Genomic DNA, 19,016 nt, shown 5'->3' with positions numbered 1-19,016 from the left:
AGGAGCCGCCCTGTGGACCTCTCCATCACCGACGTGCGCCTCACCCCTGTCCTCGTTGCCGACCCGCCCCTGCTGAACACCCAGGGTGTCCATCAGCCGTACACGCCCCGGTTGATCGTCGAGGTCGTGACCGGTGATGGGATCACGGGAGTCGGCGAGACGTACGGCGACACCAAGTACCTGGAGCTGGCACGACCCTTTGCCGAGAAGCTGATCGGACGTCAAGTCTCCGACTTGAACGGGCTGTTCACGGTCGCCGACGAGGTCGCCGTCGACCAGTCGCGGGTCTCCGGGCAGGTCGACGTCGGCGGGCTGCGGGGTGTCCAGACCGCTGACAAGTTGCGGTTGTCCGTCGTCTCCGGCTTCGAGGTGGCCTGTCTGGACGCGCTCGGTAAGGCGCTCGGGGTGCCGGTGCATGCGCTGCTCGGCGGGAAGGTGCGGGACGCGGTCGAGTACAGCGCGTACCTGTTCTACAGGTGGGCCGATCATCCGGAGGGAGTGGCCTGCGAGAAGGACGACTGGGGGGCCGCCGTCGATCCGGCCGGGGTGGTCGAGCAGGCCCGGGTGTTCAAGGAGCGGTACGGGTTTACGTCGTTCAAGCTCAAGGGGGGTGTTTTTCCGCCGGAGGAGGAGATCGCGGCCGTACGGGCGCTGGCGGAGGCGTTTCCCGGGCATCCGCTGCGTCTCGATCCCAACGGGGCCTGGTCCGTGGCGACTTCGCTGACGGTGGCGGAGGAGGTGGGGGACGTTCTGGAGTATCTGGAGGATCCCACGCTGGGTACGTCCGCGATGGCCGAGGTCGCCGCCGGGACGGACGTGCCGCTCGCCACCAATATGTGTGTGACGACGTTCGGCGAGATCAAGGAGGCGTTCGCGAAGGACGCCGTGCAGGTCGTCCTCTCCGATCACCACTACTGGGGCGGGCTGCGGAACACGCAGCAACTCGCCGCGATCTGTCGGACCTTCGGCGTCGGGGTGTCCATGCACTCCAACACCCACCTGGGGATCAGCCTCGCCGCGATGACCCACGTGGCCTCGACGGTCCCGGACCTCCACCACGCCTGCGACTCCCACTACCCCTGGCAGTCGGAGGACGTGCTCACCGAGCGGCTGACCTTCGAGGGCGGCAAGGTCGCCGTCCGTGACGCCCCCGGCCTCGGCGTCGAGCTCGACCGCGACAAGCTGCGGTTCCTGCACCAGCGGTGGCTGGACGACGACGGCGCGCTGCGGGAGCGTGACGACGCGGCCGCCATGCGCATCGCCGACCCGGGCTGGGTCACCCCGGCGGTGCCCCGCTGGTGATGCGCGATCGAGGCGTTCCGGTGGACGCAATGACCGGATCCGTACGGAGCCGGCGAAGGCTCCCACGGCGACCGCGCCCGGCGTGACGCCGGGTGCCGCCCGCACCGTACGGCCGGGACCTGCGGCGGGCCCGCGCGGGGCGGTGGCTGCCGGTGAGCGACGGCGCGGTGTCAGTGGTGTGAGGCACACTGGCCTGATCCGCACCATGCCAGGGAGCTCACCGTGATCGTGTTCAACGGAGAGGGACACCGCTGCCAGGCCCAGGTCGACCCCCTGGGGCCCCTGCGCAGGTCAGACGACCCGCCCTGGGACGTGTACCTCACCGGCACCGTCTTCCTCGACATCATCTTCACCGGCCTCGACTCGGCGCCCGTGCGGGGCACCGAGTCCTGGGCCCGCGGGATGGGCTCCAGCCCCGGCGGCGTCGCCAACATGGCGACCGCGCTGGCCAGGCTGGGCCTGAGGACCTCCCTCGCGGCGGCGTTCGGTGACGATCACTACGGCGAGTACTGCTGGGACGCCCTGGCGCACGGCGAGGGCATCGACCTCTCCCTGGCACGCACCGTGCCCGGCTGGCACTCGCCGGTCACCGTCTCGATGGCGTACGAGGGCGAGCGCACGATGGTCTCCCACGGCCACGAGCCGCCGCCGGAGGAGCCCGCGCCGGACTGCCCGCCCCGCGCGCGTGCCGCGATCGCCTCGCTCACCCCCGGCAGATCCGCCCACTGGGTCGCCCAGGCCGCGGGCAAGGGCGCCCGGATCTTCGCCGACGTGGGGTGGGACGACACCGGTGCCTGGGACCTGGCGGGGCTGACCGACCTCAAGTACTGCGAGGCGTTCCTGCCGAACGCCGAGGAGGCCATGCGCTACACCGGCGCCACCTGCCCGCGCGCCGCCGCCCACGCCCTCACCGAGCATGTGCCGGTCGCCGTCGTCACCCTCGGCAAGGAGGGCGCGTACGCCGTGGACCGGCGCACCGGCGAGACCGCGGAGGTGCCCGCGATCGCCGTGGAAGCCCTCGATCCGACCGGCGCCGGGGACGTCTTCGTGGCCGGTTTCGTCACCGGCACCCTGGCCGGCTGGCCCCTCGCCGACCGCCTCGCCTTCGCCGGCCTCACAGCCGCCCTCTCCGTCCAGGAATTCGGCGGCTCCCTCTCGGCCCCCGGCTGGGCCGAGATCGCCACATGGTGGCGCGAGGTGCAGTCCCTGGAGAGACAGGACCGGGCGGCGCTCCAGCGCTACGCGTTCCTTCAGCCCCTGGTCCCCAAAACAGCGGCCCGCCCCTGGCCCCTACGCCGAGCCGTCCCGACGATCGGCTTCCGAAGGTCGGCCTGACAGCTCAGAAGCCGAGCTTGCGCAGCTGCTTCGGATCGCGCTGCCAGTCCTTCGCCACCTTCACATGCAGGTCCAGGAAGACCGGGGTACCCAGCAGCGCCTCGATCTGCTTGCGGCTCTTGATGCCGACCTCCTTCAGGCGCTTGCCCTTGGGGCCGATGATGATGCCCTTCTGGCTGGGGCGCTCGATGTAGACGAAGGCGTGGATGTCGAGGAGGGGCTTGTCGGCGGGGCGGTCCTCGCGGGGGAGCATCTCCTCGACGACGACCGCGATGGAGTGGGGGAGCTCGTCGCGGACGCCCTCCAGCGCGGCCTCGCGGATCAGTTCCGCGATCATGACCTGCTCGGGCTCGTCGGTGAGGTCACCCTCGGGGTAGAGGGCGGGGCCCTCCGGCAGGAGCGGGACGAGCAGGTCGGCCAGCAGGTCCACCTGCTGGTCCTTGACCGCGGACACCGGCACGATCTCCGCCCACTCGAAGCCGAGCTCCTTGCCGAGCTGGTCGATCGCGATCAGCTGCTCGGCCAGGGTCTTGGAGTCGACGAGGTCCGTCTTCGTGACGATGGCGACCTTCGGGGTCTTCTTGATCCCGGCCAGTTCCTTGGCGATGAAGCGGTCACCGGGGCCGAGCTTCTCGTTCGCCGGCAGACAGAAGCCGATCACGTCGACCTCGGCCCAGGTGGTGCGTACGACGTCGTTGAGCCGCTGGCCGAGCAGCGTACGCGGCTTGTGCAGTCCAGGGGTGTCGACCAGGATCAGCTGGGCGTCCTCCCGGTGCACAATGCCCCGTACCGTGTGCCGCGTGGTCTGCGGCTGGTTCGCGGTGATCGCGACCTTCTGGCCGACCAGAGCGTTCGTAAGGGTGGACTTGCCCGCGTTGGGGCGGCCCACGAAGCAGGCGAAGCCGGCGCGATGGGTGGCCTCGGACGGCTCGGATGACTTGATACGCACGCTCATGGCGCCCATTCTCCCTGATCCACAGGCCCCCGCCGCACCAGTGCACGCCCGCCTCCTTACGGTGCGCGCCCGGACCGCATACGATCGCGGCGTCCCGGGCCATGACGCCCCGGTCAGCGCGTCCCCCGTCCCCTCCGCCCAGAAGGTCAAGCCCCGGCATGAAGCTCATCACCGCGATCGTCAAGCCGTACCGCCTCGACGAGGTCAAGAACGCGCTCCAGGAGTTGGGCGTGCACGGTCTGACCGTCACCGAGGCCAGCGGCTACGGCCGGCAGCGCGGCCACACCGAGGTGTACCGCGGCGCCGAGTACCAGGTCGACCTGGTACCGAAGGTCCGTATCGAGATCGTCGTCGAGGACGCCGCCTCGGACGACGTCATCGACGCGATCGTCAAGGCCGCGCAGACGGGGAAGATCGGGGACGGGAAGGTGTGGGTGCTGCCCGTGGAGACGGTCGTACGCGTGCGGACCGGCGAGCGCGGCCCCGACGCGCTCTGACCCCGAGCACCACCCCGACGACCACCACGACCAGCAGCACCACGCCGATCAGCCACGGCAGCGCGAAGAACGACGCGCCGGCCGATTCGCGCGTGTCCTGCGCGCTCGCCGTCAACGTCACGTCGCCCCAGTCGAGTTGGGGCGCCCCGCGCCAGGGCTCGGTGAGCCGGACGCGCTGGCGCGGCAGCAGTTCCGTGGGGATACGCGACAGGTCGCGGGCCAGCAGCGTACGGCCGAACAGGCCCTTCGCGCGCAGCTCCACCTTCGGGTTCAGGGTGACGTTCCCGGTGTTGTGCAGCGTGTAGGAGATCGTCGCCGTGCTGTCGCCGAGGCCCGGGACGAGAGGCTGGTGATGGGTGACGCGGACGTCCTCGACGGCGATCGCGGGGAGCGTCGGACCGCCGACACGGAGGTAGATCCGGGCGGCGACGGCCCGCTGCACACCGAGCGCGAGTGAGCCCTCGCCCCGGTCCACGCGTTCGTCGAGTGCGACCAACCCGCCCGGGTGGTCGCCGGGTTCGGCGCCCTCGGGCACGCGGAGCGTGAAGGGGACGGTGACCTCGCCGTGCGCGGGGACGGTCACCCGGGACTTGGCGGGCCTGGCCCAGGCTCCGATTCCGCGCTGCTTCTCCTTGACCGTCCGCACCGCGAATCCGCCGTCGCGCGCGGTGTTGTAGGCATCGGCGGCGTACAGCCGGAACGTCAGCGGCCGACCCGTCTTGTTGGCGACGACGACCTTGTCCTCGACGGTCGTCCCGGGATCGGCGGAGAGATAGAAGTACGGGCGCGCGGCGACCTTCGAGGCGGCCGGGTAGACGGACCAGCTGCCGTTGTCGGCGGCGTGCGCGGGCGCGGCGACGGCGGTGAGGAGCAGGCCCAGGAGGAGGACGTACAGCTTGCGCATGGGTGCGGACCCCCACGTGGATGAGGTGAACGGGCGGGTGCGGACGCCCGTGCGGTCAGCTGAGCGTGAGGGTGAGCACTCCGGCGTACGAGCCCGGAGGCGTGAACGCCGGTACGTCCAGGGAGAGCCCGGCGTCGACGGTGAACTCGCCGCCGGTGAGCGTGCCGTTGGGCGTGGACGCCAGGGTGGCGCCCGCACTTCCGACCACGCCGGACGAACCGGTCTGGCACGTGCTCGGGCTGCCCGCCTTGGTGGCGCACGCGGGGGTCCACTTCAGCTTCCCGGCGTCGATCTTGGCGCCCGGCCCGGTGAAGTCGGTGACCTTGCCGGTGAGGGACCATCCTGCGGGCCCGCCCCGGAAGTCCTCGACGGTGACCGTCTGCAGCGAGCCCGTCGATGCCCCGCCCTCGCCGAAGTCCACCGCCGACAGCCGTACGGAGTCCCCGGCCTGGGACATGGACAGCGTCCCCGCCTTCACGGTCGTCGTCAGCTTCTGGCTTCCGTCGGGCACGGGCGTGTCGTCATTGACGACGTACGCGGCGGGCCCGGCCCCCTTCTCCGCGCTCCACGCACTCCCCTCGTACGCCACCACACCGGTCGTGGTCTTGTCGTTGACGACGAGCGAACCGCTGAAGGAGCCGTTCGCTGAGGCGGTGACGGTGGCCTGGTCCGCGGTCTGGGTGGAGCCGGACCGCCCGGCCAGCGTGACCGTCGCCCCCGGCGTGAAGTCGCTGCCGCTGACGGTGACGCTGTCACCCGGGTTGCCGGAGGCCGAACTCAGCGAGATGGCACGGTTGTTGGTGGGATTGCCGTCCGTCGCCGTGATGGTCTCGGAGACCGGGGCGGGCGGGGTGATCACCGTGCACGGGGTGTCCAGTTCAAGGATGTAGCTGGTGTGGATGTTGTAGTCGCCGGGCGAGAGCGTGATCGACCCCGGCGCGGTGACCCTGAACGTGCCGGTCATGGAGAACGACGGGAAGGGGCCGTTGCCCGGCACCGGGTCGTTCTTCTTCGGCCCGGCGACGGTCACGTCCCCGGTCTGTGCCCCGCCGAGGGTGACCTTGCCGGTGGGCGTCATGATGTCGGCCGGCAGGGCGATGGCGGTGGGGTTGTTGGCGGCGGGCTTGACGACCGTGTACGTGACGGTGACGGTGTCGCCGACTTTCGGACTGGCGTTGTCCACCGCGACACTGGCCGTCGTGGTGCCGTCGATCGGCGGGATGCCCGCGATGTCGGGCGGGATGCAGTGCGTGGCGAAGTCCACGTTCGTGGGCGCTGCATTGGCCGGACAGGCCAGTGCGCCGCCCCCGGTGACCGCGAGCGCGGTCACCCCGAGCAGCGATGACCAGCGGCGTCTTCGGGCTCTCGTAGCCATGGGTGCCCCCTCCTGAGCGATGGCTGAGGATGCGGGCGCGGCTGCTGACTCCCGCGCCCACTGTGGGGCATTGATGTGGGGATTGCGTGAGAAGTCAATGGAGACGCCGAAAAGAGCTGATGGATCGTCAGTTCCTTTGCCACTCCAGGGAACTGACGACCCATCGGCTATGTGACTGTCAGTCGAACACGAACGGACCCGGTGACTGCGGTCCCGTCGCCGTGCAGGTGATGGTGATGCCGAGGACCGACATCTTCAGCGATCCGCCGAACGCCTCCAGGCTGTCGCCGGAGGCCACGGTCCCGGGGAGCGGACCGACCTGGACGTCGTCGCCGGCCGCCATGGCCGGGTTCTCCTTGGCGGTGAAGGTGGTGGTGCCGCCGCCCGCCTTCACGAGGGTGAGAGTGGACGTGATCGAGTCCGCGCCCAGCCCGATCGGCGCTTTGACGGCGGACGACTTGAGGGTCATGGTCGCCGCGGTGCCGTTCTGCGTGGCCGTGAGCGTGGCCGCGCCGCCACCGAAACTGCCGCAGTCGGCGGTGAGCGTCGCCGTCGTCGGCGCGACGGCGAGGGCGGCCGGTGCGAAGGCCAGGCCGGTGACCGCGAGGGCCCCGACCGTCAGTGCCGCACCCGTTGCTATGCGTTTCATGGGGAATCCGGCTCCCTTCCCGTGTCTGGGAATGCCATGTGGGGATGGATGGGAGAGCCCGACGGGGCCGTCGACGCGCGTGGTGCGGGACGCTCGGTGGGGGGTGGAGCGATGAATCTGACGGTCCGTCGGAACTACGGGTCCCATTGATGCGTGGGAGACGCGGGTCGGCAAGGCTGAATTCCGGACGACTCTGAAAAGGGCGGTTTTCAGCCTGCGGGCACGGTCATCCTTACCGTGCCGTCGGGCCCGGCCACCAGCACCGGCGTGCCAGGACCGCCCAGATCCGCCACCGCCGCCCGGTCCTCGGCCGACGCCGACTCGGCCGCCGTGACCACGGCCGCCGCCTCCAGCGACGTCGCCCCGGACGCCACCGCCATCGCCACGGCCGTCCGCAACGCGCTCAGCTTCAGCGAGTCGAGGGCAACGGTCCCGGCGACGTACGTACGCCCGGTCTCGTCCCGTACGGCCGCCCCCTCGGGCACGCCGTTGCGGGCCCGCGCGGAACGGGCCAGGGTGACGATCTTGCGGTCCTCGGGGTCAAGCGCGCTGCTGTCGGTCATGCCCTGAGCATACGAAGTGGCCGTCAGGCCCGGTCCAGGCGGAGTCGATCGGCGCGCGGAAGTCCGGCGACGACGAGGTCGTAGGAGTCCTCGATGAGCTCGCGCACCAGCTGGTCCGGGAGTGCGCCGTCCACAGTGACCGTGTTCCAGTGGCGCTTGTTCATGTGGTAACCGGGGATGATCAGGCCCTCGTACTCGCCGCGGAGCCGGATGGCGTCCTCCGGGTCGCACTTGAGGTTGACGGTGAGCGGGCGGGAGTCCAGCCAGCTCAGGGCGAACATCTTGCCCAGGACCTTGAAGACCGAGATGTCCGGGGCGAAGGGGAAGTCCTCCACCGCCGCGTTGAAGGAAAGGCAGAAGCCGCGCAACTCCTCGGGGCTCACTCCTCTTCCTCCCCTTCCTTCGAGGCCCCCACCGGCTCCGCCAGCACCGTCACGATCTTGTTCCGGCGTCCCGCGGCGGCCTCCGCGGTCAGCCGCAGCTCACGGCCGTCGGGGAGTTCGACGACGGACGACGCCCCGGCGATGGGGACGCGGCCGAGGGCCTTGGCGAGGAGTCCGCCGACGGTCTCCACGTCCTCGTCGTCGTACGCCTCCAGGCCGTACAGGTCGCCTAGGTCGCCGATGTCGAGGCGGGCGGTGACGCGGTAGCGCTCCTCGCCCAGCTCCTCGACGGGCGGGAGTTCCCGGTCGTACTCGTCGGTGATCTCGCCGACGATCTCCTCGAGGATGTCCTCGATGGTGACGATGCCGGCCGTGCCGCCGTACTCGTCGATGACGACGGCGACGTGGTTGCGGTCCTGCTGCATCTCGCGGAGCAGATCGCCGGCGTTCTTGGTGTCGGGCACGAAGGCGGCGGGCCGCATGGCCGTGGAGACCAGCTCGGACTCGGCGTCCCGGCTGATGTGCGTCTTGCGGGCCAGGTCCTTCAGATACACGATCCCGACGATGTCGTCCTCGCTCTCGCCGGTCACCGGGATCCGCGAGAAACCGGAGCGCAGCGCCAGCGTCAGGGCCTGGCGGATGGTCTTGTAGCGCTCGATGACGACCAGGTCGGTGCGCGGGACCATGACCTCCCGTACGAGGGTGTCGCCCAGCTCGAAGACGGAGTGCACCATGCGGCGCTCCTCGTCCTCGATCAGCGACTCCTTCTCGGCGAGGTCGACCAGCGCGCGCAGCTCCGCCTCGGAGGCGAAGGGGCCGCGGCGGAAGCCCTTGCCGGGGGTGAGCGCGTTGCCGATGAGGATCAGCAGGGGCGGGATCGGGCCCATCACGCGGGCCAGCGGCAGCAGGACGTACGCCGCCGCCGTCGCGGTGTTCAGCGGGTGCTGGCGGCCGATGGTGCGCGGGGAGACGCCGACGGCGACATACGACACCAGGACCATCACGCCGATCGCGGCGAGCAGGGCCCGGGTGGTGCCCTCGATCTCGTTCAGACAGGCGTACGTCACCATCGACGCGGCGGCCATCTCGCAGGCCACACGCACCAGCAGCGCGACATTGAGGTAGCGGGTCGGGTCGGCGGCGACCTGGGCGAGTTTCTCGCTGCCGCGGCGGCCGGACTTGACGGCCTCCTCGGCGCGGAAGCTGGAGACACGGGCGAGACCGGCCTCCGCACACGCGGCGAGCCAGGCGACGACGACCAGGGCGACGGCGCCGGAGATCAGCGGGAGGCTCATGACACGGTCGGGGCCGGGGACGGGCCGGTGAGGCCCTTCTCCGCCCGCCAGCCGTCCACGATCGCCGCCTGGAGCCCGAACATCTCGGCCTTCTCGTCCGCTTCCTCGTGGTCGTAGCCCAGCAGGTGCAGCACTCCATGGACGGTCAGGAGCTGGAGCTCCTCGTCCATGGAGTGCTGCGTCTCGGCTTCCTTGCCCTGCTTCTCGGCGACCTCCGGGCACAGCACGATGTCGCCGAGCAGGCCCTGCGGCGGCTCGTCCTCGTCCTTCGCCGGCGGACGCAGCTCGTCCATCGGGAAGGACATGACGTCAGTCGGGCCCGGCAGGTCCATCCACTGGATGTGCAGCTGCTCCATGGCTGCGGCGTCCACGACGATCACCGAGAGCTCGGAGAGCGGGTGGATGCGCATCCGCGCGAGGGCGTAGCGGGCGATGTCGAGGATCGCCTGCTCGTCGACCTCGGTTCCGGACTCGTTGTTGACGTCGATCGACATGGTGCTGCTCGGTCTACTTCCCCTTGTGCCCGGACTTGCTGCGGCCGCCCTTGTGGGTGCCGTTCTGGGTGCCGTGCTGGTTGTCGTACTCCTCGTACGCGTCGACGATACGGCCGACGAGCTTGTGTCGAACGACATCGTGGGACGAGAGCCGGGAGAAGTGGACGTCCGGGACGCCGTCCAGGATGTCCTGGACCTGGCGCAGACCGGACTTGGTGCCGTTCGGGAGGTCGACCTGGGTGACGTCACCCGTGATCACGATCTTCGATTCGAAGCCGAGGCGGGTGAGGAACATCTTCATCTGCTCGGGGCTCGTGTTCTGGGCCTCGTCCAGGATGATGAAGGCGTCGTTCAGCGTACGCCCGCGCATGTACGCCAGCGGCGCGACCTCGATCGTGCCCGCCGCCATGAGCCGCGGGATGGAGTCGGGGTCGAGCATGTCGTGCAGCGCGTCGTACAGCGGGCGCAGATACGGGTCGATCTTCTCGTACAGCGTGCCCGGCAGGAAGCCGAGACGCTCGCCCGCCTCGACCGCGGGCCTGGTCAGGATGATGCGGGTGACCTGCTTGGACTGCAGGGCCTGCACCGCCTTGGCCATGGCGAGATAGGTCTTGCCGGTACCGGCGGGGCCGATGCCGAAGACGATCGTGTGCTTGTCGATCGCGTCGACGTACCGCTTCTGGTTGAGGGTCTTGGGGCGGATCGTGCGGCCGCGGGAGGAGAGGATGTTCTGCGTGAGGACTTCGGCGGGGGTCTCCTCGCCGTCGCTCTCCCCGTTCTCACTCGCCCGGAGCATGGCGATCGAGCGTTCCACTGCGTCCTCCGTCATCGGCTGTCCGGTGCGGAGCACCAGCATCATCTCGTCGAACATGCGCTGGATGAGGGCGACTTCAGAGGCGTCGCCGACCGCGCTGATCTCATTGCCCCGGACGTGGATGTCGGCCGCCGGGAAGGCCTTCTCGATCACGCGCAGGAGGGCGTCGCCGGACCCCAGGACGGTGACCATGGGGTGCTGGGCGGGGACGGTGAACTGTGCTCGTGCCTGCCCCTGCGCAGGGGTGTGAGCTGTGGGTGTCTGAGTCATGGGCCGGCTCTGTAGGCCTGCACGTCCTCCTCCATACGACTCGCCTGCCACAAGGGCGGCCTGGCGATTTCAAGGGTACGCCGGGAGACTGACAACGCCGTAGGTCTTTTCATCGGACCGGCTCAGGGCTTGCTCACCGACATGTTCTGCAGGCCCAGCACGCGCAGCAGCTGGAGGCGTTCGTGGGCCTCCGTGCCCGGGCGGGCGGTGTGGATGACCAGCAGCTGGTGGTGTTCGTGGCTGAGCAGGACCTCGCAGTCGAGGTCCAGCAGGCCGACCAGAGGGTGCAGGAAGCGTTTGGTCGCCCGGTGGCGCAGCGACACCTCGTGTTCGTCCCACAGGCGCGCGAACTCCTCGCTCGACGCACGGAGCTCGGCGACCAGCGCGGCGGGTTCCGGGTCGTCGGGACGGGCGGCGGCCACCGCCCGCAGATTGGCCACATGGGCGCGTGCGTGCTCGGCCCGGTCCTCCTCCGGGAACAGGGTGCGCGTCTGAGGGTCCAGGAAGTAGAGGCGGAGGATGTTGCGCTCGACCGGGGGCCGGGACATCACATCGCGGGTCAGCGCCCGCGCCATGGCGTTCTGGGCCAGCACCTCGCCACAGTCGGTCAGCACCTGCGCCGGTGTGTCATGCAGCCGGTCCAGGATCAGCATCAGGCCGGGCTGGACGTGCGCCGATGCCGTCTCGCGGCGCGGTGGCTCCTCGCCGGCCAGGTGGAACAGATGGTCGCGCTCGTCGGCGGTGAGACGCAGGGCACGGGCCAGCGCCGCCAGCATCTGCCGGGACGGACGGGGACCGCGGGACTGCTCCAGGCGCGTGTAGTAGTCCACCGACATACCCGTCAGTTGCGCCACCTCCTCGCGCCGCAGACCGGCCGTACGGCGCCGGGCGCCCGGCGCCAGGCCCACGTCCGACGGGGTCAGGCGGGCGCGGCTCCGGCGCAGGAAGTCCGCGAGTTCGGCTCGGTTCACGCGTCCAGCCTGCGGCACGCCGCCCGCCGTATCCAGGGACTGTCGGTCCCCTGATCGACGGGTCTCTCCCGGCCGGCGTCGCACCGTCCGAGGGTGGTGGCAGCAGAGCATCCGGTTCGTGAGGAGCAGATCATGTTGACACTGGTGACGGGTACGACGGGGCAGGTCGGGCGGCGGTTCGTGCCGAGGCTGCTGGCGCAGGCGCGGCCCGCGGAGAGGGTGCGGGTACTGGTGCGTGACGCGGCGCGGGGCGAGCCCTTCGCCGAGCTGGGCGCCGAGGTCGTCGTCGGCGACCTGCGGGACACGGAGGCGCTCGGCAAGGCCGTCGCCGGGGTGGACGCGGTCGTGAACGTCGCGGCGTCCTTCCGCGGGGTGCCGGACGAGGAGGCGCGGGCGGTCAACCGGGACGCGGCGGTCGAGCTGGGCCGCGCCGCACAAGCGGCCGGCGTGCGGAGGTTCGTGCAGGTCAGCACGGGTCTGGTGTACGGCGTCGGACGGGGGCGCCCGCTCACCGAGGACGACGAGAGCCGGCCCGGCGGGTCGATGTGGGGCGCCTATCCCGAGTCCAAGGCGGCGGCCGAGCGGGAGCTGCTCGCGTTGGAGGGCCTGGACGTACGGATCGGCCGGCTTCCCTTCGTCTACGGCGAGGGCGATCCGCATCTGGCCCAGTCGCTGATGTGGGCCGGCGGCTGGGCGGCGACGCAGCGGTTGCACATGGGCCATCACGCGGACGTTGCGCAAGGGCTGCTGCGGATTCTGTACGCGCCGGGGATCGCGGGCCGGGCGTACAACATCGCCGACGATGCGACCGTCACGGCTGTTGAGTTGCATCAGCTGAACGGGGTGGAGGTTCCTGAGGAGCTGTATTCGCGCAGCGATCCTGACCCGTGGCTGGCGGTCATGTCCACCGAGCGGATTCGGCGGGAGCTGGGGTATCGGCCGTTGTTCCCGAGTGTTTATGCGGCTCGGGAGGCGGGGGCGCTCTAACGGGGTGCTGCGATGGGTGGTTGAGCGGCTGCGGGGCTGTTGTGGCTGGTCGCGCAGTTCCCCGCGCCCCTGTCGGGGCGCTCTAGTCCACGCCCTTGATACGTCCAACCAGCACCGCCCCCGCCAACCCCACCGCCGCGGCTACCGCGTACAGCACCCGGTAGCCGCCCAGGTGCGTAACGATCGGGGCGGCCAGGGCGGGGGCCGCGACTTGGGGCAAGGAATTGGCCACGTTGATCACGCCGAGGTCCTTGCCGCGGTCCCGGGCCTCTGGCAGGACGTCCGTCATCAGGGCGAAGTCGACCGACATGAAGACCCCGAGGCCCACGCCCAGCAGGGCTGCCACGACGATTGCGCTCGGCCAGGTCTGCCAGGCGGCCAGGAGAGCTGTGGCCGCGGCCATCAGTACGCCGGACCAGCGCACGAAGGGCTTGCGGCGGCCCACGCGGTCCGACCAGGCGCCGCCGACCACGACGGTGGCCAGCAGTGTCACGCTGTTCACGGCGGTGAGGATCAAGACGCCGGACTCGGGGTCGTCGTGGTGCAGGCGGTCCCGCAGGTAGTAGAGCAGGTAGAGGATCACGAGGGCGTTGCTGAGGTTGATCAGGAAGCGGGTCAGCCAGGCCCAGCCGAAGTCCGGGTAGCGGCGCGGGCTCAGCCAGAAGCCCTTGAGGAAGGCGCTCGCGGACCAGGGCGGCCGGTCCGTGACCGCCAGCCGGAGATCCCCGTATCGCAGGACGTACGGCAGTACACCCGCCAGAGAGAAGAGCGCGCACGCCGCGTACCCCGCCGCGATCCCGCCCGCCGCCGTCGCCAGCCCCGTCCCGACCACCGCGCCCAGGATCTGCGCCGCCCCCAACCACCCGCCCACCGAACCCCGTTGCAGCCGCGGCACGCGGTCCGGGACCGCCGCCGTCACCGCCGCGAAGGCCGCGTTCAGGGTCAGCTGGACCAGGCACCAGCCCACCGCCATCGTCCACAGCCCGCCCGCGCCCGCGAGCAGCAGCAACGACAGCGCACCGCCCGCCGCTCCGGCCACGATCCACGGCGTACGGCGGCCCCAGTCGGCCGTGGTCCGGTCCGACAGTGCGCCGAAGAACGGGTTGGCCGCCAGCGACACCACCGCGCCCATGCCCGTCACCCACGCCAGCAGCGTCTCCTTCGACATGCCGGTGCCGGGCGCGAAGTCCTCCGCCTGCCGGGCCAGCAGGATCTGCAGCGGGCCGTACCAGCCCACCCAGATCGCCACGTTGGCCAGCGACAGGGCCGAGGTCCAGCCCCGGCCGACCCGCTCGACGGGCTCCGCGAGGGCGACCCCGGTCATCTCTGGGCCCGCAGCACATCCCGGAACCAGGCGTACGACGCCTTCGGGGTCCTGGCGAGCGTCTCGAAGTCCACGTGGACCAGCCCGAAGCGCCGCGCGTACCCCTCCGCCCACTCGAAGTTGTCCAGCAGCGACCACACGAAGTAGCCGCGTACGTCCACGCCCGCCTCCACCGCCCGGTGCAGCGCGCGCACATGGGCGTCCAGGTAGGCGATCCGTTCCTGGTCGTCGATCCCCTGGTACGAGCAGCCGTTCTCGGTGATCACGACGGGCGGGAGCCGGTCGCCGTAGCGCTCGTGGAAGCCGGTGAGCAGCTCGGTCAGGCCCTCCGGGACCACCGGCCAGCCGAAGTCGGTCACCGGGACGCCGTCGATCTCGTGGACGGAGAAGGGGAGTTCGGCCGGGATCGTCAGCCCGCCGAACTCGATGTCGGTGCCCTGCGGGGCGCCCACGCGCGTCGGCGCGTAGTAGTTGACGCCGTAGAAGTCCAGCGGCTCGCCGATGACCTTGAGGTCGGCCGCGACGTCCCCTGGCATCAACTCGCCGATCCCCTCGGGGTATTCACCGCGCAGGACGGGGTCGGCGAAGAGGCGGTTGAGCAGCAGGTCATAGAAGGCGGCCGCCTCCAGGTCCGCCTGTTCGCGGGAGGCCGGCCAGGTCGGGCCGTGCGAGTTGGCGATGCCGATGTCGGTGGCGCCACAGGCGCGCAGTGCCTGTACGGCCAGGCCGTGGGCCAGGAGTTGGTGGTGGGCGGCAGGCAGCGCGTCGAACATCAGCTGCTTGCCCGGTGCGTGGGCGCCGATCGCATGGCCGAACAGGGTGTGCTCGGCGGGCTCGTTGAGGGTGATCCACTTCGTGACCCGGTCGCCCAGGCGGTCGGCCACCGTCGACACGTACTCCGCGAAGTGCGCAGCCGTGTCCCGCTTCAGCCAGTCGAGGGACACCGGCAGGTCCCAGTGGAAGAGGGTCGGGACGGGACGTACGCCCGCCGCGCACAGCTCGTCGACCAGACGGTCGTAGAAGTCCAGTCCGCCCTCGGACCGGACCCGCGGCCAGGAGATCGAGAAGCGGTACGCGTCCACGCCCAGCTCGGCCAGGAGTGCCACGTCCTCGCGGTAGCGGTGGTAGTGGTCGCAGGCCACCGCCGCCGTCGAGCCGTCCTTCACCCGCCCCGGCTCGGCCGTGAAGGCGTCCCAGACGGAGGGTTCGCGTTGGTCGGCCGCCCCCTCGATCTGGTGGGCGGACGTCGAGACGCCCCACAGGAAGCCGGAGGGGAACTGAGGTATCGGATCGGTCGCCATGCGCCGGATCATCCGTACCGCCGGTAACGGAAGTCAACGGGCAGGCGTGAACAAGCAGTTACGCGCCTTTCCCCGACCTGTTACGCGCCTTCCTTGAGCACCCTGGAGATCAGCTTCCGCTGCTCCTCCGTGAGCCGGGGATCCGAGCAGTACACCGTCTTGCCGTCCACGGTGATCTGGTAGCTGAAGCCGTCCGGAACCCCTACGGGGGGCACGCCCCGGCCGGCCGCGACCGCGCTCTCGGCCAGGGAGTGCCACTCCTGGGCATCGGGCCGCCCCGAGGTCTCCACCTCGACGTGCCGCTCGATGCCCGCGAATCCGCCTGTGCGCCGCACCTGAATACGCATGGGTCCTGTCTAGTACGGAACTAGAGGGTGCGCACCCCGACCTGCTCCCAGGCCTTGAGTACGGCCTGAATCTCCTCGCTGCTGTCGCCGTACCGTGCCTTCGCGGCAGCGACCGTCAGCGTGGCGAAGTCGGTGAAGAGGGCCTGTTCCTTCAGCTCGCCCCCGGTCAGCACGTCGTACCAGATCTGCCCGGCCCGCTCCCAGGCGTGACCGCCGAGCGCGGTCGCGGCGAGGTAGAAGGCGTGGTTGGGGATGCCGGAGTTGATGTGCACACCGCCGTTGTCGCGGCCGGTGCGGACGTAGTCGTCCATCGTCGCGGGCTGCGGGTCCTTGCCGAGGACGTCGTCGTCGTACGCCGTGCCCGGCTCCTTCATGGAGCGCAGCGCCTTGCCGGTCACGCGCGGGGCGAGCAGGCCCGCGCCGATCAGCCAGTCCGCCTCGGCGGCGGTCTGGCCGAGGGTGTACTGCTTGATCAGCGAGCCGAAGACGTCGGACATCGACTCGTTCAGGGCGCCCGGCTGGCCGAAGTAGGTCAGGTTCGCCGTGTACTGGGTGACGCCGTGGGCCAGCTCATGGCCGATGACGTCGATCGGGATGGTGAGGTCGAGGAAGATCTCGCTGTCGCCGTCGCCGAAGACCATCTGCTCGCCGTTCCAGAAGGCGTTGCCGTAGTCCTCGTCGTAGTGCACGGTCGCGTCGAGCGGCAGTCCGTTGCCGTCGATCGAATCGCGCCCGTACGCCTTGAGGAACAGCTCGAACGTCGCGCCCAGGCCCGCGTAGGCGCGGTTGACGGTGGCGTCCTTGCCGGGCTCGTCGCCCTCGCCGCGGACCTTCTTGCCGGGCAGGTCGGTCTTGTGCTCGGCGTCGTAGATCGTGCGGTGCGGTTTGCCTGCGGCGGCTTCGGCGGGTGGGGCGACCGTGGGTGCGCCGAGGACGGTGGTCAGGCGGCGGTGGGTGCGCTGGTAGGCGTCGCGCTCGAGGGTCTTGCGAGCGGGGCCGGACAGCATGGGGTCCTCGGCCTGGGCGAGCTTGTCGAGGATGTGGGGTGGTACGACGGTGCAGAAGACGGGCGTGTAGCCCCCGTTTGTCGTCATGGTCCGCACGATGGCAGTGCGTTAGCTGGCTGTCACTATCCGCGACCTTGATTGGTGAAATGTGGGGATGTTTGGGGCGTACGCTGGTTGCGCTGTGTTATTGGCTGCGGGCTGGTGGGGGCTTGTCGCGCAGTTCCCCGCGCCCCTGACGGGGCGCTCTAGTCCCGCATATTGATACAGAGACCTGCATCCGGGAACGGTCCGCTAGCATGCTGCGCATCATGCGTTTCGGGCTGCTCCTCCTTAGCTGCCGCGGCGAGGGCCTGTAGTACAGGTCGACTCCCTCCCCGCGGAGCTTGGTGTTGCGTCGTCGGCCGTCCTTCCGGACATCCTGAGGAGCCCCGCACCATGGCAAATCGCCAGCAGCCCAGTTCTATGCCGATTCAGAAGTACGGCCGGTACGAGCAGGTCGACATTCCCGACCGCACCTGGCCCGAGAAGCGGATCACCACCGCCCCCCGCTGGCTCTCCACCGACCTGCGTGACGGCAACCAGGCGCTGATCGACCCCATGTCGCCCGTGCGCAAGCGCGCGATGTTCGACCTGCTGGTCAAGATGGGCTACAAGGAGATCGAGGTCGGCTTCCCGGCCTCCGGTCAGACCGACTTCGACTTCGTGCGCTCCATCGTCGAGGAAGAGGGCGCCATCCCCGACGACGTCACCATCTCCGTACTGACCCAGGCCCGCGAGGACCTGATCGAGCGGACGGTGGAGTCCATCAAGGGCGCCAAGCGCGCGACCGTGCACCTCTACAACGCCACCGCCCCGGTCTTCCGGCGGGTCGTCTTCCGCGGCTCCAAGGACGACATCAAGCAGATCGCCGTCGACGGCACGCGGCTGGTGATGGAGTACGCGGAGAAGCTGCTGGGGCCGGAGACCGAGTTCGGGTACCAGTACAGCCCGGAGATCTTCACCGACACCGAGCTGGACTTCGCGCTGGAGGTCTGCGAGGCGGTCATGGATGTCTGGCAGCCCGGTCCGGGGCGCGAGATCATCCTCAACCTGCCCGCGACCGTGGAGCGCTCCACGCCGTCCACGCACGCGGACCGCTTCGAGTGGATGGGCCGTAATCTCTCGCGTCGCGAGCACGTCTGCCTGTCCATTCACCCGCACAACGACCGCGGTACGGCGGTGGCGGCGGCCGAGCTGGCGCTGATGGCCGGCGCCGACCGCGTCGAGGGCTGCCTGTTCGGACAGGGCGAGCGCACCGGCAACGTCGACCTGGTCACCCTGGGCATGAACCTGTTCTCGCAGGGCGTCGACCCGCAGATCGACTTCTCCGACATCGACGAGATCCGTCGTACGTGGGAGTACTGCAACCAGATGCAGGTCCACCCGCGCCACCCGTACGTGGGCGACCTGGTCTACACGTCCTTCTCCGGCTCCCACCAGGACGCCATCAAGAAGGGCTTCGACGCGATGGAGGCCGAGGCCGCCGCGAAGGGTGTCACCGTCGATGACATCGAGTGGGCCGTGCCCTACCTGCCGATCGACCCGAAGGACGTCGGGCGGTCGTACGAGGCGGTCATCCGCGTCAACTCGCAGTCCGGCAAGGGCGGGCTGGCGTACGTCCTGAAGAACGAGCACAAGCTGGACCTGCCGCGCCGGATGCAGATCGAGTTCTCGAAGATCATCCAGGCGAAGACGGACGCCGAGGGCGGCGAGGTCACGCCGAAGGACATCTGGGCGATCTTCCAGGACGAGTACCTGCCGAACCCCGGGAATCCGTGGGGTCGGATCCAGGTCAAGAACGGCCAGTCGACGACCGACACGGACGGTGTGGACACGCTCCATGTCGAGGCGGAGGTGGACGGCGTCGAGACGACGCTGGTCGGCACGGGCAACGGTCCGATCTCGGCCTTCTTCCATGCGCTGCAGGGCATCGGTATCGATGCGCGGCTGCTGGACTATCAGGAGCACACGATGAGCGAGGGGGCGTCCGCGCAGGCCGCGTCGTACATCGAGGTCGCGATCGAGGACAAGGTTCTGTGGGGGATCGGGATCGATGCGAATACGACTCGGGCGTCGCTGAAGGCGGTTGTCTCCGCCGTCAACCGGGCGGGTCGTTGATCGGCTGACTCGCCGTTGTGGCTTGTCGCGCAGTTCCCCGCGCCCCTTTGGGGGCGCGGGGGCTGTCGTTTTCCGGCCAATCCCTG

Annotated in this window: 19 protein-coding genes; 5 read left to right on the top strand and 14 right to left on the bottom strand. The window is 70.0% G+C overall.

All coding sequences use genetic code 11. The annotated features are described in order from the left end of the window. The first annotated feature begins 12 nt into the window (after positions 1–12). The gene (locus AB0I98_RS04955; RefSeq protein ID WP_362935388.1) at positions 13–1,302 is read left to right on the top strand and encodes a glucarate dehydratase family protein; all 1,290 of its coding nucleotides are present in this window, start codon (positions 13–15) and stop codon (positions 1,300–1,302) included. Positions 1,303–1,524: 222 nt separating this feature from the next. After that, positions 1,525–2,637: a PfkB family carbohydrate kinase gene (locus AB0I98_RS04950; protein WP_362935385.1), complete on the top strand. Its 1,113-nt coding sequence runs from the start codon at positions 1,525–1,527 to the stop codon at positions 2,635–2,637. Between the two features lie 4 nt (positions 2,638–2,641). On the opposite strand, the gene era is transcribed toward AB0I98_RS04950, so the two are convergent. Further along, entirely contained in the window at positions 2,642–3,601 is a 960-nt protein-coding gene (gene era / locus AB0I98_RS04945; RefSeq protein ID WP_362935382.1) for a GTPase Era, read from the bottom strand. A gap of 149 nt (positions 3,602–3,750) precedes the next feature. On the opposite strand from era, the gene AB0I98_RS04940 reads away from it, so the two are divergent. After that, positions 3,751–4,089, top strand: a complete 339-nt coding sequence (locus AB0I98_RS04940; protein WP_362935379.1) for a P-II family nitrogen regulator — start codon at positions 3,751–3,753, stop codon at positions 4,087–4,089. On the opposite strand, the gene AB0I98_RS04935 is transcribed toward AB0I98_RS04940, so the two are convergent. The 9 genes from AB0I98_RS04935 to AB0I98_RS04895 form a co-directional block, all read right to left on the bottom strand. Then, a complete protein-coding gene (locus tag AB0I98_RS04935) occupies positions 3,983–4,993 on the bottom strand; it encodes a DUF916 domain-containing protein (RefSeq protein WP_362935376.1) in 1,011 nt (336 codons plus the stop codon). The two genes, AB0I98_RS04940 and AB0I98_RS04935, sit on opposite strands and share 107 nt — an antisense overlap. A 55-nt stretch (positions 4,994–5,048) precedes the next feature. Then, complete coding sequence (locus AB0I98_RS04930) at positions 5,049–6,368, bottom strand: beta-xylosidase (RefSeq protein ID WP_362935373.1); 1,320 nt, start codon at positions 6,366–6,368, stop codon at positions 5,049–5,051. Between the two features lie 178 nt (positions 6,369–6,546). Next, on the bottom strand, positions 6,547–7,017 hold the full coding sequence (locus tag AB0I98_RS04925; RefSeq protein WP_362935370.1) for a hypothetical protein: 471 nt from the start codon (positions 7,015–7,017) through the stop codon (positions 6,547–6,549). Positions 7,018–7,226: 209 nt separating this feature from the next. Beyond that, positions 7,227–7,580 carry a cytidine deaminase gene (locus AB0I98_RS04920; RefSeq protein WP_362935367.1) on the bottom strand — a complete coding sequence of 118 codons (354 nt, stop codon included), beginning with the start codon at positions 7,578–7,580 and terminating at the stop codon, positions 7,227–7,229. Positions 7,581–7,603: 23 nt separating this feature from the next. After that, a complete protein-coding gene (locus tag AB0I98_RS04915; RefSeq protein WP_362935364.1) occupies positions 7,604–7,963 on the bottom strand; it encodes an MmcQ/YjbR family DNA-binding protein in 360 nt (119 codons plus the stop codon). Next, complete coding sequence (locus AB0I98_RS04910; protein ID WP_362935361.1) at positions 7,960–9,258, bottom strand: hemolysin family protein; 1,299 nt, start codon at positions 9,256–9,258, stop codon at positions 7,960–7,962. The genes AB0I98_RS04915 and AB0I98_RS04910 overlap by 4 nt, the downstream gene beginning before the upstream one ends. Further along, positions 9,255–9,752 (bottom strand): rRNA maturation RNase YbeY, encoded by a 498-nt coding sequence (ybeY, locus tag AB0I98_RS04905; RefSeq protein WP_210574466.1) that lies wholly within the window; start codon positions 9,750–9,752, stop codon positions 9,255–9,257. The genes AB0I98_RS04910 and ybeY overlap by 4 nt, the downstream gene beginning before the upstream one ends. 13 nt (positions 9,753–9,765) lie before the next feature. After that, positions 9,766–10,836 (bottom strand): PhoH family protein, encoded by a 1,071-nt coding sequence (locus AB0I98_RS04900; RefSeq protein WP_362935358.1) that lies wholly within the window; start codon positions 10,834–10,836, stop codon positions 9,766–9,768. A gap of 122 nt (positions 10,837–10,958) precedes the next feature. Next, positions 10,959–11,807 carry a helix-turn-helix transcriptional regulator gene (locus AB0I98_RS04895; RefSeq protein WP_362935355.1) on the bottom strand — a complete coding sequence of 283 codons (849 nt, stop codon included), beginning with the start codon at positions 11,805–11,807 and terminating at the stop codon, positions 10,959–10,961. A gap of 132 nt (positions 11,808–11,939) precedes the next feature. On the opposite strand from AB0I98_RS04895, the gene AB0I98_RS04890 reads away from it, so the two are divergent. After that, on the top strand, positions 11,940–12,794 hold the full coding sequence (locus AB0I98_RS04890) for an NAD(P)-dependent oxidoreductase (protein WP_362935352.1): 855 nt from the start codon (positions 11,940–11,942) through the stop codon (positions 12,792–12,794). A gap of 82 nt (positions 12,795–12,876) precedes the next feature. Here AB0I98_RS04890 and AB0I98_RS04885 read toward each other — a convergent pair whose 3' ends face one another. The 4 genes from AB0I98_RS04885 to AB0I98_RS04870 form a co-directional block, all read right to left on the bottom strand. Next, on the bottom strand, positions 12,877–14,118 hold the full coding sequence (locus tag AB0I98_RS04885) for an MFS transporter (protein ID WP_362935349.1): 1,242 nt from the start codon (positions 14,116–14,118) through the stop codon (positions 12,877–12,879). Beyond that, positions 14,115–15,419, bottom strand: coding sequence for a GH1 family beta-glucosidase (locus tag AB0I98_RS04880; protein WP_362935346.1), 1,305 nt, complete (start codon positions 15,417–15,419; stop codon positions 14,115–14,117). Before AB0I98_RS04880 ends, AB0I98_RS04885 begins: the two co-directional genes overlap by 4 nt. Before the next feature lie 80 nt (positions 15,420–15,499). Beyond that, positions 15,500–15,766, bottom strand: a complete 267-nt coding sequence (locus tag AB0I98_RS04875; protein ID WP_362935343.1) for a protealysin inhibitor emfourin — start codon at positions 15,764–15,766, stop codon at positions 15,500–15,502. A gap of 20 nt (positions 15,767–15,786) precedes the next feature. Continuing rightward, the gene (locus AB0I98_RS04870) at positions 15,787–16,860 is read right to left on the bottom strand and encodes a M4 family metallopeptidase (protein ID WP_362935340.1); all 1,074 of its coding nucleotides are present in this window, start codon (positions 16,858–16,860) and stop codon (positions 15,787–15,789) included. A gap of 348 nt (positions 16,861–17,208) precedes the next feature. On the opposite strand from AB0I98_RS04870, the gene leuA reads away from it, so the two are divergent. Next, a complete protein-coding gene (gene leuA / locus AB0I98_RS04865; protein WP_362935337.1) occupies positions 17,209–18,930 on the top strand; it encodes a 2-isopropylmalate synthase in 1,722 nt (573 codons plus the stop codon). Positions 18,931–19,016 lie beyond the last annotated feature (86 nt).

The sequence above is a fragment of the Streptomyces sp. NPDC050211 genome (assembly GCF_040656035.1).
Taxonomy (GTDB): Bacteria; Actinomycetota; Actinomycetes; order Streptomycetales; family Streptomycetaceae; genus Streptomyces.
The sequence above is the reverse complement of the archived record's forward strand: the minus strand, read 5'-3'. Positions and strand labels throughout refer to the sequence as shown.

What these genes read in the sequence shown, in the direction of transcription:
- era (WP_362935382.1), bottom strand. Translation starts at nt 3,601, where the DNA reads ATGGGCGCCATGAGCGTGCGTATCAAGTCATCCGAGCCGTCCGAGGCC.
- AB0I98_RS04940 (WP_362935379.1), top strand. Translation starts at nt 3,751, where the DNA reads ATGAAGCTCATCACCGCGATCGTCAAGCCGTACCGCCTCGACGAGGTC.
- AB0I98_RS04935 (WP_362935376.1), bottom strand. Translation starts at nt 4,993, where the DNA reads ATGCGCAAGCTGTACGTCCTCCTCCTGGGCCTGCTCCTCACCGCCGTC.
- AB0I98_RS04930 (WP_362935373.1), bottom strand. Translation starts at nt 6,368, where the DNA reads ATGGCTACGAGAGCCCGAAGACGCCGCTGGTCATCGCTGCTCGGGGTG.
- AB0I98_RS04925 (WP_362935370.1), bottom strand. Translation starts at nt 7,017, where the DNA reads ATGAAACGCATAGCAACGGGTGCGGCACTGACGGTCGGGGCCCTCGCG.
- AB0I98_RS04920 (WP_362935367.1), bottom strand. Translation starts at nt 7,580, where the DNA reads ATGACCGACAGCAGCGCGCTTGACCCCGAGGACCGCAAGATCGTCACC.
- AB0I98_RS04910 (WP_362935361.1), bottom strand. Translation starts at nt 9,258, where the DNA reads ATGAGCCTCCCGCTGATCTCCGGCGCCGTCGCCCTGGTCGTCGTCGCC.
- ybeY (WP_210574466.1), bottom strand. Translation starts at nt 9,752, where the DNA reads ATGTCGATCGACGTCAACAACGAGTCCGGAACCGAGGTCGACGAGCAG.
- AB0I98_RS04900 (WP_362935358.1), bottom strand. Translation starts at nt 10,836, where the DNA reads ATGACTCAGACACCCACAGCTCACACCCCTGCGCAGGGGCAGGCACGA.
- AB0I98_RS04890 (WP_362935352.1), top strand. Translation starts at nt 11,940, where the DNA reads ATGTTGACACTGGTGACGGGTACGACGGGGCAGGTCGGGCGGCGGTTC.
- AB0I98_RS04885 (WP_362935349.1), bottom strand. Translation starts at nt 14,118, where the DNA reads ATGACCGGGGTCGCCCTCGCGGAGCCCGTCGAGCGGGTCGGCCGGGGC.
- AB0I98_RS04880 (WP_362935346.1), bottom strand. Translation starts at nt 15,419, where the DNA reads ATGGCGACCGATCCGATACCTCAGTTCCCCTCCGGCTTCCTGTGGGGC.
- AB0I98_RS04875 (WP_362935343.1), bottom strand. Translation starts at nt 15,766, where the DNA reads ATGCGTATTCAGGTGCGGCGCACAGGCGGATTCGCGGGCATCGAGCGG.
- AB0I98_RS04870 (WP_362935340.1), bottom strand. Translation starts at nt 16,860, where the DNA reads ATGACGACAAACGGGGGCTACACGCCCGTCTTCTGCACCGTCGTACCA.
- leuA (WP_362935337.1), top strand. Translation starts at nt 17,209, where the DNA reads ATGGCAAATCGCCAGCAGCCCAGTTCTATGCCGATTCAGAAGTACGGC.